This is a genomic window from Microbacterium barkeri, assembly GCF_027921765.1.
In the GTDB taxonomy this organism is placed as follows: Bacteria; Actinomycetota; Actinomycetes; order Actinomycetales; family Microbacteriaceae; genus Microbacterium; species Microbacterium barkeri.
This window is the reverse complement of the sequence record NZ_BSEJ01000001.1, coordinates 504,249-519,456: the sequence shown is the minus strand read 5'-3', so window position 1 is coordinate 519,456 and position 15,208 is coordinate 504,249. Positions and strand designations below refer to the sequence as shown.

Here is a 15,208-nt window from a genome sequence, read left to right as displayed (position 1 = left end):
GTGCACGACCCGTTGTCGAGTCCGTGCTGTCGAGGCGCGGGACTTGACAAGGGTCTTACTAGTGCCCGAAGACACCCGGGGGCGACGCGCGCAGCGCCGTCGGTGAAAGGCGAGAACGTGACAACTGCCACGAAGGCTTCGCGGAGTACCGCGAAGAAGGACGAAGCCGCCGCGGAAGAGGTCGTCGAGGAGACGGCTCAGGGCTCCACGGCGAAGAAGACGACCAAGAAGACCGCAGCGAAGACCGCGTCGACGAAGAAGACGAAGGCGGCCAAGAGCACAGCGAAGAAGGGGTCCGACGAGGACGCCGAGATCGAGGAGGACGTCGACGTCGAGGACATCGACGTGGACGCCGACGCGGAGACCGACGCCGACGAGGTGAAGGAAGACGCCAAGGGCGACGAGAAGGACGAGAAGAAGCCGGCCGTCGAGCCGCTTCCGACCGGCGCGATCGTCATCAGCTCGAGCGACGAGGAGGACGTTCCCGTCTACTCGACGCAGATCACGGGCGCGACGGCCGACCCCGTCAAGGACTACCTGAAGCAGATCGGCAAGGTGCCCCTCCTCAACGCGGCGGAGGAGGTCGACCTCGCGATGCGCATCGAGGCCGGTCTGTTCGCCGAGGAGAAGCTCTCCAAGATGTCGGCCGCCGAGAAGTCGAGCCAGCTCGGCCTCGACCTCCAGTGGGTCGCGCGCGACGGCCAGCGGGCCAAGAGCCACCTGCTCGGCGCCAACCTGCGCCTCGTCGTCTCGCTCGCGAAGCGCTACACGGGCCGCGGCATGCAGTTCCTGGACCTCATCCAGGAGGGCAACCTCGGTCTCATCCGCGCGGTCGAGAAGTTCGACTACACCAAGGGCTTCAAGTTCTCGACCTACGCGACGTGGTGGATCCGCCAGGCGATCACGCGCGCGATGGCTGACCAGGCGCGCACCATCCGCATCCCGGTCCACATGGTCGAGGTCATCAACAAGCTCGCCCGCGTCCAGCGGCAGATGCTGCAGGACCTCGGTCGCGAGCCCACGCCCGAGGAGCTCTCCAAGGAGCTCGACATGACCCCCGAGAAGGTCATCGAGGTCCAGAAGTACGGTCGCGAGCCCATCTCCCTGCACACGCCCCTCGGCGAGGACGGCGACAGCGAGTTCGGCGACCTCATCGAGGACACCGAGGCCGTGGTCCCCGCGGACGCGGTGGGCTTCACGATGCTGCAGCGTCAGCTCGAGAGCCTGCTCGACTCGCTCTCCGAGCGCGAGGCGGGCGTCATCCGCATGCGCTTCGGTCTCGGCGACGGGCAGCCCAAGACGCTCGACCAGATCGGCGACACCTTCGGCGTGACGCGTGAGCGCATCCGCCAGATCGAGTCGAAGACCATGGCGAAGCTGCGCCACCCGAGCCGCTCGCAGTCGCTCCGGGACTACCTCGAGTGATGGCGGAGGCGAACGAGGGCAAGCACCTCGAGGTCGAGGTCGACGGCGTCCGCTACGCGCGCATCCCCCTGCGCACGAAGGTGGTCATGCCGGATGACGAGATCGACGCGATCATCGCGGAGTACGCGAAGGACGCCGTCGAGCCGGGAGACCTCCTGTTCGTGACGGAGAAGATCGTCGCGATCACGCAGGGCCGCTCGTACATGATGGACGAGATCCGGCCGCGGAAGCTGGCGACCTTCCTGTCGAAGTACGTCACGAAGACCGCGTACGGCATCGGCCTGGGCATCCCCGAGACGATGGAGATGGCGCTGCGCGAGGTCGGCACCCCGCGCATCCTCTTCGCGGCCGCCGTGTCGGCCGTGACGAAGCTCCTCGGCCGCCGCGGCGACTTCTACCGCATCGCGGGAGACAAGGCGCGCGCGATCGACGGGCCGACGCCCGGCACTATCCCGCCCTACAACCGGGCGGTCGTGCTCGGTCCCGAGCGTCCGCGCGAGGTCGCCGAGCACGTGCGCTCGCTGCTCGGTGTGGATGCCGACGTGGCCGTGGTCGACATCAACGACATCGGCGGGAACATCCTCGGCTCGACGCTCGACAAGGCCGGCGAGAAGCGCCTCGTGCGCATCCTCGGCGACAACCCGCTCGGGCAGGGCCACCAGTCGACCCCGCTCGGCATCATCCGGAAGGTCACCGCGCCGGCCGGTCGCTGATCAGACGCGCGAGAACGGGCCGGACCCCTCGGGGCCCGGCCCGTTCTGCGTTCCGTCAGAAGCCGATCGCCTTGCGGTAGCGGGGCTTGTGCCCCGTGCGGATGCCCGTCACGGACGGCTTGTTCTCGTAGACGCCGGCGCCCCAGTTGCCCTCGACGAGCACGGGGCCGTCGGGGGAGACGACGACGTCCCAGCCCACGTACTGCACCTGCGGCACGATGCGCGCGACCCGGTCGATGAACGCGCGCACCTCCTCCATGAAGGGCAGCTGGAACTGCGCGATCGGGAAGCCCGTGTCGGGGTGCTTCTCGTGGACGTGGCCGTGGGAGTCGTACCCCGCGCCGATCGCGTGCCCCGCGTCGTCGAGCATCGTGTAGAAGCCGCCGAACGACATCTGGTCGCTCACCGCTCCGCGGCCGAACTTCTGCGCGATCGCGAGGATGTGCACGTCGCTTCCGTCGTTGAACGCCGTGATGCGCGTCGTGTTGACCGTTCCGGGGCAGACGGCGGCGAGGTCGGGATGCTGCACGATGACCTCCTCGAGGAGGATCTCGTCGCGCTCGAGGAGACCGCGGTGGAACGCGGCCCAGTCCTGCACCTCCTCGGCGTGGTAGCGGTGCACTCCGAGCCCCATGTGGCTCACGGGCACCTTGGCGACGATCGTGCCGTGCTTCTCGACGAACGCGCGGACCGCGTCCGCGTTCCCCGCCTCGACGACGAGCCACTCGCGCCGCAGGAAGCGGTCGAAGCGCCGGTTGAACTCGATCTTGTTCTCGAAGAGGACGCGGTGGTCGGGGTGCGCGTACTTCGCGGCGAGCTGCATCGACACCGGGTGGGTCATGAACGTCGCCCGCTCCTCGCGCGTGAGAATTGCGAAGTCGTAGTCGACGTAGTCCTGGAACGCGACGTCGCGCCGTGCGGCGGACCACAGCATGTCGGCGACGACGAGCGGGACCGCCTTGCCGTGCTGCTCGTGCACCTCCTTGGCGCGTTCGATCACCGACCCGACGTCGATGCGGCGCGCGCGCTCCACGAGGTAGCGGAGCTTGGGGCCGAGGCTCAGGCCGGTCGAGGGCATACGGGCGTCCTCCAGGTCGCTTGCGATGGGCCTGGCTAGTCTAGATCGGGTGACTTCGCAGCGCCTTCGGACGTCCGCGCCCCGCGCGCGCGTGTCGGCAGCGGCCCTGGCCGCGAACCTGCGTGACACGCCGCCCGACGCGATCGGCGACGTCCGGCGCGATGCGTGGGGCCACGGCCTCGTGACCGTGGCGCGCGCCCTGCACGCGGCGGGTGTCCGCGCTGTGCGCGCGGACGCGCCGGATGTCGCGATCGTCGAGGATCTCGGCCTCGTCGCGACCGCCGACGAGTCGACGCTGCCCATGGCCCGCGTCCTGGGCCTTCCCGGCTCCGGCGGACAGCCGGTCCTGTCGCTCGCATCGCGCGTCCTGTCGACGAAGCCGCTCCTCGCGGGCGAGGGCGTGTCGTACGGCTTCGTCCACCGCGCGCCCGCCGACACGCAGATCGCGCTCGTCCCCGGCGGGTACGCGCAGGGCGTCGTGCGCGCGCTCGGCAGCCGCGCGCACGTCGACATCCGCGGACGCCGCTGCGCGATCGTCGGGCGCGTCGCGATGGACGTGTGCGTCGTGGACGTCGGCGGGGCGGGTGGCGCGGAGCCGGGCGACGAGGTCGTCTTCTTCGGATCGGGCGCCGTGCGCGACGAGATCGCGGAGTGGACGACGGTGACGGGTCTGACGGCCGCCGAGCTGGTGGCGCGGGTCGGCCTCGGCGTGGAGAGGGAGGTCGTCGCGTGAGCGCCCTGCGGATCGATCTGGGACGGTTCCGGGAGAACGTGCGCGCCGTCAGGGCCCGCGTCGCGCCGGCCGACCTCATGGTCGTCGTCAAGGACGACGCCTACGCCCACGGCGTGGAGGCCATCGCGGACGCGGCCGCCGCGGAGGGCGTGCGCTGGCTCGGCGCATTCGACATCGCGACCGGCGTGCGCGCCAAGGCCGTGACCGGCGACCGCGCGCGGGTGTTCTCGTGGCTGACCGTCGACGAGGGCGAGATCGCGGAGGCTCTCGAGGCGGGCGTCGAGCTCGGCGTGGGCGACGCGGGCTATCTCGAGCGCGTCGGCCGCGTGGCCGCCGCCCGCGGCGAGACCGCGGTCGTCCACCTCAAGATCGACACGGGCCTTCACCGCAACGGCGTGCGCGTCGAGGCGTGGCCGGCGTTCGCGGCCCGCGCGGCCGCGCTCGAGGCGGAGAACGCGGTGCGGGTCGCCGGGATCTGGAGCCACATCGCCGAGGCGAGCGACGAGGAGGACGACGCCGCGCGCGCTCTCTTCGACGAGGCGGTCGCGGCGGCGCGAGCGGCCGGCCTGCGGCCCGAGGTGCGCCACCTCGCGGCCAGCGCGGCCGCGTGGCATCGCGCGGAGTTCCGGTGCGACCTCGTCCGGGTCGGCGCCTTCTGCTACGGCATCCGCTCGGCCGAGGGGCCGGAGATCCCCGGCACCGTGCCATCCGCCACCCTCGTGAGCGAGGTGACCGCCGTGCACGGCGACACGGTCGAGGTGGGCATCGGCTCGCTCGACGGCCTGTTCTCCACGCTCGCCGGGCGGATGTCGGTGGGCACGCCCGCGGGCGCGCGTCGGCTGCGCGCGGTGCGCGAGACGACGTCGACGATCGACGGATGGGACGGCGCGGCCGTCGGCGACGAGGTCGTGCTGTTCGGCGCGGGCGATCGCGGCGAGAGCACGTCGACGACCATCGCCGAGGCGATCGGCACGGTCGGCGAGGAGCCCCTCCTGCGCGTGTCGCCCCTCATCCCGCGCGTGTACGTCTGAGGAGCGGGAACGGCGAGGCGCCCGCCCCCTCGCGGGGACGGGCGCCTCGGAAGCCTGGTGTCAGTCCGTCTCGGCGAGACGGGCCGTCTCGTCGAGCCACGAGGTCGCCACGGCGCGCAGCTTCTCCTCGTACTTGCGACCGTGGTGGGCGCAGTAGAGCAGCTGGCTGCCGTTGACCTCGGCGGCGATGTACGCCTGCGCCCCGCAGCTGTCGCAGCGGTCGGCCGCGGTGAGACGGTACGAGACAGGGGCTTCGGGTGTGGATGTCGCGGTCATGGTCTGCCTCCCTGTTCGAACCTGTCGATCTCGGTCTCGACTCTTCCGATTCACTGTATGAAACCACGGGGACCTCGGAATCATGCCCGCATGGCCGCATGTTTCGCTGTGCGCGTACGGGCTGGACGCGAGCGCGCCGGATGTCCTCGTGGGAGCGCGCATCGGGGGAGTGTCGCAGGCTCTTCCGGGCACGTCGAAAGTATGATCGAAGATCGTGACCTCCGAGTACTCCGCTCATCATCTCCAGGTGCTGGAAGGCCTCGAGGCCGTCCGCAAGCGCCCCGGCATGTACATCGGGTCGAACGGATCGCCCGGCCTCATGCACTGCCTGTGGGAGATCATCGACAACGCCGTGGACGAGGCGGTCGCCGGCAACGGCACGCGCATCGACGTCATCCTGCGCGGCGACGGCAGCGTCGAGGTCCAGGACCGCGGCCGCGGCGTGCCGGTCGACGTCGAGCCCCGCACGGGCCTGTCCGGCGTCGAGGTCGTCTACACGAAGCTCCACGCGGGAGGGAAGTTCGGCGGCGGCTCGTACGCCGCCTCCGGCGGACTCCACGGCGTCGGCGCGTCGGTCGTGAACGCCCTGTCCGAGCGACTCGACGTCGAGGTCGACCGCGACGGCAGGACCTGGGCGATGTCGTTCCACCGCGGCGAGCCCGGGCGCTTCGCGGACACCGGCGAGCCGACGCCCGAGGCGCCGTTCACGCCCTTCGAGGAGCGCAGCGAGCTGCGCGTCGTCGGCAAGGTCGCCAAGGGCGTCACCGGCACGCGTGTGCGGTACTGGGCCGACCGGCAGATCTTCACGAAGGATGCGGCGTTCCAGGTCGACGAGCTCGTCACGCGCGCGCGGCAGACGGCGTTCCTCGTGCCGGGGCTCGAGATCGTGATCCGCGACGAGCGCGGAGACGAGCCGACGGAGACGTCGTACCGCTTCGACGGCGGCATCTCCGAGTTCGTGCACTTCCTCGCGACCGACGCGCCCGTGACCGACGACTGGCGCTTCCAGGGCTCCGGCACGTACACCGAGACGGTGCCGATGCTGCAGCCCGACGGATCGATGCGATCCACGGATGTCCAGCGCGAGTGCAGCGTCGACATCGCGCTGCGCTGGGGCACGGGGTACGACACGATCATCCGCTCGTTCGTCAACATCATCTCCACGCCCAAGGGCGGCACGCACCAGCAGGGCTTCGAGCAGGAGCTGCTCAAGCAGCTGCGCGCGGAGGTCGAGAAGAACGCACGGCGTCTCAAGGTCGGCCAGAACGACCGCATCGAGAAGGACGACGTGCTGGCCGGTCTCACGGCGGTCCTCACGGTGTCGGTGCCGGAGCCGCAGTTCGAGGGCCAGACGAAGGAGGTGCTCGGGACGCCCGCCGTCCGCGCGATCGTCGCGAAGGTCGTCCGCGAGGGCCTCAAGGAGCGCTTCACCTCGACGCGCCGCGACGACAAGAACCAGACGTCGATGCTCCTCGACAAGGTCGTCGCCGAGATGAAGGCACGTGTGTCGGCGCGCGCCCACAAGGAGACGCAGCGCCGCAAGAACGCGCTCGAGAGCTCGTCGCTCCCGGCCAAGCTCATCGACTGCCGCTCGAGCGACGTGTCGAACTCCGAGCTGTTCATCGTCGAGGGCGATTCGGCGCTCGGCACGGCCCGCCGCGCTCGCGACAGCGAGTTCCAGGCCCTTCTGCCCATCCGCGGGAAGATCCTCAACACGCAGAAGGCCTCGATCGGCGACATGCTCTCGAACGCCGAGTGCGCATCGATCATCCAGGTCGTGGGCGCGGGCTCCGGGCGGACGTTCGACATCGACGCCGCGCGCTACGGCAAGGTCATCATGATGAGCGACGCCGACGTCGACGGCGCGCACATCCGCACGCTGCTGCTGACCCTCTTCTACCGGTACCTCCGGCCCCTCATCGAGCACGGCAGGGTGTACGCGGCCGTTCCGCCGCTGCACCGCGTGATCGTCATGAACCCGGGCTCCAAGCCCAACGAGACGATCTACACCTACAGCGACGCCGAGCTCACGCGCCTCCTCGCGCGGCTGCAGAAGCAGGGCAAGCGCTGGCAGGAGCCCATCCAGCGCTACAAGGGACTCGGCGAGATGGACGCGGACCAGCTCGCGGAGACGACGATGCAGCGCGACGGCCGGCTCCTGCGCCGCGTGCGCATGGAGGACGCCGAGGCCGCGGGCCGCGTGTTCGAGATGCTCATGGGCAACGAGGTCGCCCCGCGCCGCGAGTTCATCATCGACTCCGCCGACCGCCTGGACCGCGAGTCGATCGACGTCTAGGACGCGCGCTCGGCCGAGCGCCCGTCCTAGACGAGCGTCCGGCCGATCGAGGCGACGACGGATTCGAGCGGCTGCCCCGACGCGTCGCGCTTCGAGAGGGTCTGCGGGAGCTTCCGCACCGACCCGTTCGCGTCCACCGCGAGGGCGGGGTCGGGGCCGACCCACGCGAGCGTGAGCCGGTCCTCGCCCCGGAGGAAGGCGTGCGCGCGGACGCCGCCCGTCGCGCGGCCCTTGCCGGGGAACTCCGAGAAGTCCGAGATCTTCGCCCGCCCCGTGTCGGCGCCCGCGAGCATCCCCTCGGCGCCCGACACCGTGACGACGACCGTGTCGTCGCCGGTCGCCGCGCCGAAGAAGAGCACGGCGCCCTTCGCGCTGAGCTTGATCCCGGCCATGCCGCCTGCCGCGGCCCCCTGGGGGCGCACCGAGGATGCGGCGAAGCGCAGCAGCTGCGCGTCGGTCGTGATGAAGACGAGCTCGGCGTCGTCGGGTGCCGACGCCGCGCCCACGACCTCGTCGCCGGGCTTGAGCGCGATGACCTCGAGCTCGGGCTTCGCCGGGAGCGCGGACGGGACGATCCGCTTCACGACGCCCTGCGCGGTGCCGATGGCGACCGGAGCGTCGTCGTCGAGCTTCACGAGCGCGAGGATCCGCTCGCTGCGGTCGGCGAGCCCGATGTAGTCGTGCAGCTTGACGCCCACGCCCAGCTGCACCGCGTTCGGCGGCACCGACGGCAGGTCGACGGGGTGGAACCGCACGATGCGCCCGCGGTTCGTGAGCGCGCCGGCCTCGCCGCGGACGGTGGTCTGGACCGTCGAGAGGATCGCATCGTGCTTGCTCCGCCTCGACGGCGCCGCGAGCTGCTGGCCCTCCGGGACCTCGACGCGCACCGCGCGCCCCGTCGTCGACAGCGCCACGAGCGTGGGGCCATCCGCGATCTGGAGGTCGACATCCGAGGTCTGCCGCGTGCGCGCCGCGGCGGGCTTCGCGTTCATGAGGAGCGTGCGCCGCGGCGTCCCGTACTTGTCGACGACCGCGTCCAGCTCCGCCGCCACCTGCCTGCGCAGCAGCGCATCGGAGCCCAGGAGCTCCTCGAGGTGCGCGATCTCGGCGAGCAGCTCGTCGCGCTCCTTCTCGAGCTCGATGCGCGAGAACTTCGTGAGGCGGCGCAGGCGCAGCTCGAGGATGTACTCGGCCTGCACGTCGTCGAGATCGAACACCTGGCACAGGCGCCTGCGGGCCTGCTCGGAGTCGTCGGACGTGCGGATGACCTGGATGACCTCGTCGATGTCGAGGATGGCCACGAGCAGGCCGCGCACGAGGTGCAGGCGCTCCTGACGCCGCGCGAGGCGGAAGCGGCTGCGGCGCGTGACCACCTGCAGGCGGTGCTCGACGTAGACCCGCAGGAGCTCGACAAGGCCGAGCGTGTGCGGCCGCCCGCCGACGAGGGCGACGTTGTTGAAGTTGAAGGAGTCCTCGAGCGGCGTGAGGCGGTAGAGCCGCTCGAGCACGGCCTGCGGGTCGAAGCCCGTCTTCACCCCGATGACGATGCGCAGCCCGTTGTTGCGGTCGGTGAGGTCGGTGACATCGCTGATGCCCTGGAGCTTCTTGGACTGGACGGCGTCCTTGAGCTTCTCGATCACGCGCTCGGGCCCGACCATGTAGGGCAGCTCCGTGACGACGATGCCCGTGCGGCGCGGGCCGATCTGCTCGATCGACACCTTCCCCCGCACCTTGATCGCGCCGCGGCCGGTCTCGTACGCGTCTCGGATCCCGTCGAGGCCGACGACGATGCCGCCCGAGGGAAAGTCCGGCCCCGGGACGAACTCCATGAGCTGGTCGAGGGTCGCGTCGGGGTTCTCGAGGAGGAAGTTGGCGGCCGCGACGACCTCGGTGAGGTTGTGCGGCGCCATGTTCGTCGCCATGCCGACGGCGATCCCCGTCGTGCCGTTCACGAGGAGGTTCGGGTAGGCGGCCGGCAGGACGTCGGGCTGCTGGAACTGCCCGTCGTAGTTGGGGATGAAGTCGACGACATCCTCGTCGAGGTTCTCGGTCATCGCCATGGCGGCGGCCGCGAGGCGCGCCTCGGTGTACCGGGCCGCCGCGGGGCCGTCGTCGAGCGAGCCGAAGTTTCCGTGCCCGTCGACGAGCGGCACGCGCAGCGCGAAGTCCTGCGCGAGGCGCACGAGGGCGTCGTAGATGGCGGTGTCGCCGTGCGGGTGGAGCTTTCCCATCACCTCGCCGACGACGCGCGCGCTCTTCACATGGCCGCGGTCGGGGCGCAGCCCCATCTCGGCCATCTGGTAGAGGATGCGGCGCTGCACGGGCTTGAGGCCGTCGCGCGCATCCGGCAGGGCGCGCGAGTAGATGACGGAGTAGGCGTACTCGAGGTACGACCCCTGCATCTCCGACTCGAGGTCGATGTCCTCGATGCGCTCCTCGACCGGCGTGGCGTCGGATGCCTGCTTGCGCGCCATTCAGCCCTCTCCTCGGGTGGGACGGATCCCGGGCCGTGCGGCGCGCGCCCGCGGGCGGAGGGCGACGGCGCGCAGCTCCGCTGTGGGAGACTGGCCCGGATGTCCCTCATCGTACCGGCGGGCCCCCTGAACGCCCGGAGCCTCACCGAGGTCGCGCAGGAGTCTCTCCGATCGCTCGACGGAGGAGGGGAGTGGCTGCCCGCCGCGACCTCCGCGGTCATCGTCGTCGTCGACGGCCTCGGATCGATCCAGCTGCGAGCCCATGCCGGGCACGCGCGACGTCTTGCGGGCGCCATGGCCAAGAAGGATGTCGCGCGCAGCGTGTTCCCGTCGACGACGGCCGCGGCGCTCACGAGCACGCTCACCGGCGCCTGGCCGGGAGAGCACGGACTCGTCGGCTACCGCATCCTCGACCCCGCGCAGGGGGTGCTCGCCAACCAGCTGAACGGCTACGAGCGCGACGGCCTCGACCCCGTCACGTGGCAGCGCGCGACGACCGTCTTCGAGCGCGCGCACGCCGACGGCCGCGCGGCGTTCGCGGTCGGGCTCGCGGAGTTCGCGGGCAGCGGCTTCACCGCTGCCGTCCTGCGCGGCGCGCGCTACATCGCGGAGGACGGCGTCCGGGCGCGCCTCGCGACCGCGTACGGGCTGGCGAGCGCTCACCCCGGCTCGGTCGTCTACTGCTACCTGCCCGAGGTCGACAAGGCCGGCCACCGGCACGGCGTCGCCTCGGACGCGTGGGTCGCCGCCCTGGAGGACGTCGACGCCGCGTTCGCCGCGCCCGTCCCCGCGGGCGTCGGCGTCGTCGTGACCGCCGACCACGGGATGATCGACGTGCCCCGGCACCGGCACATCCTCCTCCGCGACGGAGACCCGCGACTCGACGGGGTGGCGCTCGTCGGCGGCGAGCCGCGCCTGCTGCATCTCTACCTCGAGGACGACGCGCGGGCCGACGAGGTCGCGGACGTCTGGCGCCGCGCAGACGACGGGACCGCCGACATCGCCACGCGCGCGGAGGCGATCGCCTCCGGTCTCTTCGGCGACGTCCATCCGGATGTCGAGGCGCGCATCGGCGACGTGCTCGTCGCGGCGCGCGGAACGTGGGCGTTCTACGACGACCGCCTGGACGACAAGCGTCCGCAGGACATGGTGGGTCAGCACGGGTCGACGACCCCCGAGGAGATGACCGTGCCGCTGATCCGCCTCGGCTCCTACGCGCGCTGAGGCTCAGTCGTCCGCACGGGCTCCGAAGACGATCTCGTCCCACGAGGGCATGGACGCGCGCCCTCGACGACGCGGGGTCTCCGGCTCGGGCTGCGGTGCGGGCTGCTCCGGCTCCGACTCCGAGCGGTAGCCCGGCTCGAGCGCATCGAAGAGCGCGACCGGAGCGGGCCCGTGATCCTCGCCATCGGCCTCGGCCGGCGGCGTCTCCTCCATCTCGAGGACGGGAGCGCTCTCGCGCTGGCCCCGGCGGCGGCGCAGCGCCTCCAGGAGGTCGGCGGTCTCGGAGCTCGGCCCCTCCGCGCTCGGAGCGCGCTTCGTCGCGGCCTCGCGCACCGACGGGATCGACCGGGTCATGCCGTCGGTCGCCGTGTCCTGCTCGGGGAGCCTGCGAGGCCCGAAGGCGCCGGAGTCGAAGCGATCCTCGTCGGCCGTCTCGACGACCTCGAGCGCGCGCAGGCGGGGGATGAGCCCCTCCGGCAGCGGGCCCTGACGCGACAGCTGCGTGGCGTCGCCGTTGAGGGGAGCGAGGGCGCTGCGCCGCGGGTCGAAGCTCCACCGGGCGTCGTGGTCGACCTCCGCGGCCGAGAACTCGAGCTTGACGATCCAGCCGGTCTCGTCCTTCCAGCTCGTCCAGCGCTCGCCCGAGGCGTCGAGGTCCGCGAGCTTCGAGCGGATGGCCTCGCCGAAGGTCGGATTCTGGTCGCCGGCGAGGTCGACCCCCATGAGCACGGGAACGGCGAGGGCGCGGCCCACGATGTGCTCGCGCTCGGCGAGCACGGGGCCCTCGAAGCGGCGGACGTCCTCGACGCGCGCGCCGAGGAGATCCGCGACCTGCTCGGCCGTGAGTCCCGCGCGGATGTGCTGCTGGATGTCGCGAGGGCTCGCGGTCGGCGCGTGGGACTCCTCGCGATGCGCCGCGCGGTCGATCCGGCGCAGCTCGGAACGCAGCAGGTCGTCCACGGGGAGCGTGAAGCGCTGCCCCGACTCGTTCGCCAGGACGAGCTTGCCGTCCTCGGTCCCCACGATCGTGAGCTGATCCATGCTCTTGCTCCTCACACGATGACAATCGGTGTCCCGACATGGTTTCACGCGCGGTGGCTCGCAGGCGGGAATACCGCGGGCGCGCCGCGAGTTTCATCGCGAGCACGGACGGACGCCCGACGGCGACGCGCTGAGCATTTGCGAAAGCCGCGGGCGTCGTGCAAACTATCGCCGCCCCGCCCGATGGCGGGGATGTGCAACACCCGATGACGAAAGAAGTGACGCCCTCCGATGGCAACCGACTACGACGCCCCACGCAAGAGCGAAGACGACAACAACGAGTCGATCGAGGCGCTCAAGGCGCGCCGCCCCGATAACGCGGGATCCATCGACTCGGAGGACGCGGACAACCCGTCGAGCTTCGACCTGCCGGGCGCCGACCTGTCCAATGTCGAGCTCGATGTCGTCGTGCTCCCGCCGCAGGAGGATGAGTTCACCTGCATGAGCTGCTTCCTCGTGAAGCACCGCTCGCAGCTCGACCACGACGGCGCCGACGGGCCTATCTGCCGCGACTGCGCTGCGTGATCTGCGCGCGCACCACGGCCGCCGCGAGGCGGTCGGGGGTGCGCGTGGAGATCGTCCACGACGAGACGGGATCGTCCGGGTCGATGACCGGGACCACGACGACCGGGTCGATCCCGCCTCGCACGAGATACCACCCGCGCGGGTCGAGCCCGGCTCCCCGCGCCGCCTTCGCCTCGTCGCCCGTGAGCGCCGCCGGCTCGCCGAGGAGCTCCACCTCGATGCGCGCCCGCCCTGCGCGCAGCATGCCGTCGCGCACCTCCACGACGGGCGACGATGCGATGAGCAGGGCGATGACGCCGACGGCCACGATCGCCCCCAGCGCGAGGGCGATCGACGGATCGAGGCGCACGAAGACGAGCGACACCATGGGCGCGGCGATCGCGGCCGACGCGAGCAGCCAGAGCGACGGGGAGAGCCGCTCGCGGTAGACGGCGGCGGCGCCCGCGGCCGACGCGCTGTTCGGGGACGACACTGTGTTCTGCATTACCCTCGTTGCGTGACCGATATCGTTGACGTCCCCATTGTCGCATCAGAGGCTCCCGCGTACGCGCACCCCGGCGACGCCGGGGCGGACCTCGTCGCGAGCGAGTCGGTGCTCCTCGAGCCGGGAGAGCGTGCGCTCGTCGGCACCGGCGTGCGCATCGCGCTGCCCGAGGGCTACGCCGCGTTCGTCGTCCCGCGCAGCGGGCTCGCGGCCAAGCACGGCATCACGATCGTGAACGCGCCGGGCACGATCGATGCGGGCTACCGGGGCGAGATCAAGGTCGCCCTCCTGAACACCGACGCCCGAGAGGCGTACCAGATCACCGCGGGGGACCGCATCGCTCAGCTCATCCTGATGCCCGTCCCGCGCGCCCGATTCATCCCGGTCGACGAGCTGCCCGAATCCGTGCGCGGGGTCGGCGGATTCGGCTCGACCGGCTACGAGACACGAGGAGTGGCATGAGCGACGAGAGCGCGCCGCAGAACGACGAGATCGCCGTCCCCGAGGGCGAGGCCGCGCCCGCGACGACCCGCAACCGCGCCGAGGAGGGGCCGTTCGACGAGAGCGAGGCCAACCCGGTCCGCCCGTACATCGATCTCGGCGGCATCAAGATCCTGCCGCGCGAGGGCCTCAACCTCCGGCTCGAGGTCGAGGAGCAGTCCAAGCGCATCGTCGCGGTCGGGCTCGACTACGCCGAGTCCACGCTCCAGGTCCAGCCGTTCGCGGCGCCGCGGTCCAGCGGACTGTGGGATGAGACGCGAGACCAGATCCGCGACCAGGTGCGTCAGCAGGGCGGGCGGGTCGAGGAGCGCGAGGGACCCCTCGGCCCCGAGCTCCTCGCCGAGGTGCCGGTCGTCGCGGGCGGCGGCAGCGCGGAGAAGCGCCTCGCCCGCTTCATCGGAGTGGACGGCCCGCGCTGGTTCCTGCGCGGCGTCGTGGGCGGGCGCGCGACGAGCGACCCCGAGGCTGCGGAGCGGATCGAGGACCTCTTCCGCTCGATCGTCGTCGTGCGCGGCGGCGCTCCCATGCCGCCGCGCGACCTCATCCCGCTCAAGATGCCGCAGACGCCGGGCGCGGCGTGACCGGACAGGACGACCGGGGGGACGAGACGCCCCTCGAGCCGCCGCGCGCGTCCGACGCACTCGGAGCGGCACTCGGCGACGCCGCGCGCCGCATGGGGCTGGACCCCGCTGAGGAGCGGAGCACCGGCCACGTCGTCTGGAAGGCGATGGGCGGCTGGCGCGGCGTGCTCGAGTCGGTGCTGCCGAGCCTCGCCTTCGTCGTCCTCTTCACGCTGCGGCCCGACGCCCTCGCTCTCGCGCTCGGGGTCTCGGTCGGCGTCGCGGCGGTGTTCACGGTCGTGCGTCTCGTCCAGAAGTCGCCCCCGTCCGCCGCGCTCGGAGGCCTCGTCGCGGCCGCCGCCGCGGCGGCGCTCGCGCTGTGGACGGGGCGCGGCGAGGACAACTTCGTCCCGGGGTTCCTGACGAACGGCCTCTACGGCACGGCGCTGCTCGTCTCGGCGCTCGTCGGCTGGTCGCTCATCGGCCTCGCGGCCGGCTTCCTGATGGGCGAGGGGACGGCGTGGCGCGCCGACCGGCGCAAGCGGCGGGTGTTCTTCTGGCTGGGCATCGCATGGGCCGCGCTCTTCTTCGCGCGGCTCGCCGCGCAGCTGCCGCTCTACTTCGCGGGCGACGTCACGGCCCTCGGCACCCTCAAGATCGTCATGGGGCTGCCGCTGTTCGCGCCCATGGTCGCCGTCACCTGGCTCGCCGTGCGCGCGCTGTACGGCCGACGCGAAGGCTGAGCGCGGCGCGACGGGGACCGGCCGCGGGCGCGTGGTAGATTTATCTTGACATCGAGATAAATTGCGCACTTCGGGGAACCTGTCGCCCGGCCGCGGCCGGTAAG

General features: G+C 71.5%; 15 protein-coding genes. 10 read left to right on the top strand and 5 right to left on the bottom strand.

The window, feature by feature from the left end:
- Positions 1-117: 117 nt before the first annotated feature.
- Complete coding sequence (locus PKE79_RS02630; RefSeq protein WP_271172090.1) at positions 118-1,425, top strand: RNA polymerase sigma factor; 1,308 nt, start codon at positions 118-120, stop codon at positions 1,423-1,425.
- Positions 1,425-2,138: a coenzyme F420-0:L-glutamate ligase gene (locus PKE79_RS02625; protein WP_271172089.1), complete on the top strand. Its 714-nt coding sequence runs from the start codon at positions 1,425-1,427 to the stop codon at positions 2,136-2,138. Before PKE79_RS02630 ends, PKE79_RS02625 begins: the two co-directional genes overlap by 1 nt.
- A 55-nt stretch (positions 2,139-2,193) precedes the next feature.
- Here the strand turns inward: PKE79_RS02625 and PKE79_RS02620 are convergent, their stop codons facing one another.
- Positions 2,194-3,216, bottom strand: coding sequence for a sugar-transfer associated ATP-grasp domain-containing protein (locus tag PKE79_RS02620; protein ID WP_271172088.1), 1,023 nt, complete (start codon positions 3,214-3,216; stop codon positions 2,194-2,196).
- Between the two features lie 49 nt (positions 3,217-3,265).
- Here PKE79_RS02620 and PKE79_RS02615 point away from each other — a divergent pair, with 49 nt between their 5' ends.
- Together PKE79_RS02615 and PKE79_RS02610 are read left to right on the top strand one after the other, a co-directional pair.
- The gene (locus PKE79_RS02615; protein WP_271172087.1) at positions 3,266-3,949 is read left to right on the top strand and encodes an alanine racemase; all 684 of its coding nucleotides are present in this window, start codon (positions 3,266-3,268) and stop codon (positions 3,947-3,949) included.
- Positions 3,946-4,980 (top strand): alanine racemase, encoded by a 1,035-nt coding sequence (locus PKE79_RS02610; RefSeq protein ID WP_271172086.1) that lies wholly within the window; start codon positions 3,946-3,948, stop codon positions 4,978-4,980. Before PKE79_RS02615 ends, PKE79_RS02610 begins: the two co-directional genes overlap by 4 nt.
- 60 nt (positions 4,981-5,040) lie before the next feature.
- Here the strand turns inward: PKE79_RS02610 and PKE79_RS02605 are convergent, their stop codons facing one another.
- On the bottom strand, positions 5,041-5,256 hold the full coding sequence (locus tag PKE79_RS02605; protein ID WP_271172085.1) for a DUF7455 domain-containing protein: 216 nt from the start codon (positions 5,254-5,256) through the stop codon (positions 5,041-5,043).
- Between the two features lie 211 nt (positions 5,257-5,467).
- On the opposite strand from PKE79_RS02605, the gene PKE79_RS02600 reads away from it, so the two are divergent.
- A complete protein-coding gene (locus tag PKE79_RS02600; RefSeq protein WP_498071619.1) occupies positions 5,468-7,552 on the top strand; it encodes a DNA gyrase/topoisomerase IV subunit B in 2,085 nt (694 codons plus the stop codon).
- Positions 7,553-7,578: 26 nt separating this feature from the next.
- On the opposite strand, the gene PKE79_RS02595 is transcribed toward PKE79_RS02600, so the two are convergent.
- Positions 7,579-10,026, bottom strand: a complete 2,448-nt coding sequence (locus tag PKE79_RS02595) for a DNA gyrase/topoisomerase IV subunit A (RefSeq protein ID WP_271172083.1) — start codon at positions 10,024-10,026, stop codon at positions 7,579-7,581.
- 99 nt (positions 10,027-10,125) lie between these two features.
- Here PKE79_RS02595 and PKE79_RS02590 point away from each other — a divergent pair, with 99 nt between their 5' ends.
- Positions 10,126-11,250 (top strand): alkaline phosphatase family protein, encoded by a 1,125-nt coding sequence (locus PKE79_RS02590; RefSeq protein WP_271172082.1) that lies wholly within the window; start codon positions 10,126-10,128, stop codon positions 11,248-11,250.
- 3 nt (positions 11,251-11,253) lie between these two features.
- On the opposite strand, the gene sepH is transcribed toward PKE79_RS02590, so the two are convergent.
- A complete protein-coding gene (sepH, locus tag PKE79_RS02585; RefSeq protein WP_271172081.1) occupies positions 11,254-12,291 on the bottom strand; it encodes a septation protein SepH in 1,038 nt (345 codons plus the stop codon).
- Positions 12,292-12,522: 231 nt separating this feature from the next.
- Between sepH and PKE79_RS02580 the strand changes: the two genes are divergently transcribed.
- Positions 12,523-12,816 (top strand): DUF4193 domain-containing protein, encoded by a 294-nt coding sequence (locus tag PKE79_RS02580; protein ID WP_271172080.1) that lies wholly within the window; start codon positions 12,523-12,525, stop codon positions 12,814-12,816.
- Here PKE79_RS02580 and PKE79_RS02575 read toward each other — a convergent pair.
- A complete protein-coding gene (locus PKE79_RS02575) occupies positions 12,791-13,300 on the bottom strand; it encodes a DUF3093 family protein (RefSeq protein ID WP_271172079.1) in 510 nt (169 codons plus the stop codon). The genes PKE79_RS02580 and PKE79_RS02575 overlap by 26 nt on opposite strands.
- A 12-nt stretch (positions 13,301-13,312) precedes the next feature.
- Here PKE79_RS02575 and dut point away from each other — a divergent pair, with 12 nt between their 5' ends.
- The 3 genes from dut to PKE79_RS02560 are packed head-to-tail and all read left to right on the top strand — an operon-like array spanning position 13,313 to position 15,104.
- On the top strand, positions 13,313-13,762 hold the full coding sequence (gene dut, locus PKE79_RS02570; protein WP_271172078.1) for a dUTP diphosphatase: 450 nt from the start codon (positions 13,313-13,315) through the stop codon (positions 13,760-13,762).
- A complete protein-coding gene (locus PKE79_RS02565) occupies positions 13,759-14,382 on the top strand; it encodes a DUF3710 domain-containing protein (RefSeq protein ID WP_271172077.1) in 624 nt (207 codons plus the stop codon). The genes dut and PKE79_RS02565 overlap by 4 nt, the downstream gene beginning before the upstream one ends.
- Positions 14,379-15,104, top strand: coding sequence for a DUF3159 domain-containing protein (locus PKE79_RS02560; protein ID WP_271172076.1), 726 nt, complete (start codon positions 14,379-14,381; stop codon positions 15,102-15,104). Before PKE79_RS02565 ends, PKE79_RS02560 begins: the two co-directional genes overlap by 4 nt.
- Positions 15,105-15,208 lie beyond the last annotated feature (104 nt).

Excerpts from the sequence above, each read along its gene's own strand:
- PKE79_RS02625 (WP_271172089.1), top strand. The coding sequence starts at position 1,425 with ATGGCGGAGGCGAACGAGGGCAAGCACCTCGAGGTCGAGGTCGACGGC.
- PKE79_RS02620 (WP_271172088.1), bottom strand. The coding sequence starts at position 3,216 with ATGCCCTCGACCGGCCTGAGCCTCGGCCCCAAGCTCCGCTACCTCGTG.
- PKE79_RS02605 (WP_271172085.1), bottom strand. The coding sequence starts at position 5,256 with ATGACCGCGACATCCACACCCGAAGCCCCTGTCTCGTACCGTCTCACC.
- PKE79_RS02595 (WP_271172083.1), bottom strand. The coding sequence starts at position 10,026 with ATGGCGCGCAAGCAGGCATCCGACGCCACGCCGGTCGAGGAGCGCATC.
- PKE79_RS02590 (WP_271172082.1), top strand. The coding sequence starts at position 10,126 with ATGTCCCTCATCGTACCGGCGGGCCCCCTGAACGCCCGGAGCCTCACC.
- sepH (WP_271172081.1), bottom strand. The coding sequence starts at position 12,291 with ATGGATCAGCTCACGATCGTGGGGACCGAGGACGGCAAGCTCGTCCTG.
- PKE79_RS02580 (WP_271172080.1), top strand. The coding sequence starts at position 12,523 with ATGGCAACCGACTACGACGCCCCACGCAAGAGCGAAGACGACAACAAC.
- PKE79_RS02575 (WP_271172079.1), bottom strand. The coding sequence starts at position 13,300 with ATGCAGAACACAGTGTCGTCCCCGAACAGCGCGTCGGCCGCGGGCGCC.
- PKE79_RS02565 (WP_271172077.1), top strand. The coding sequence starts at position 13,759 with ATGAGCGACGAGAGCGCGCCGCAGAACGACGAGATCGCCGTCCCCGAG.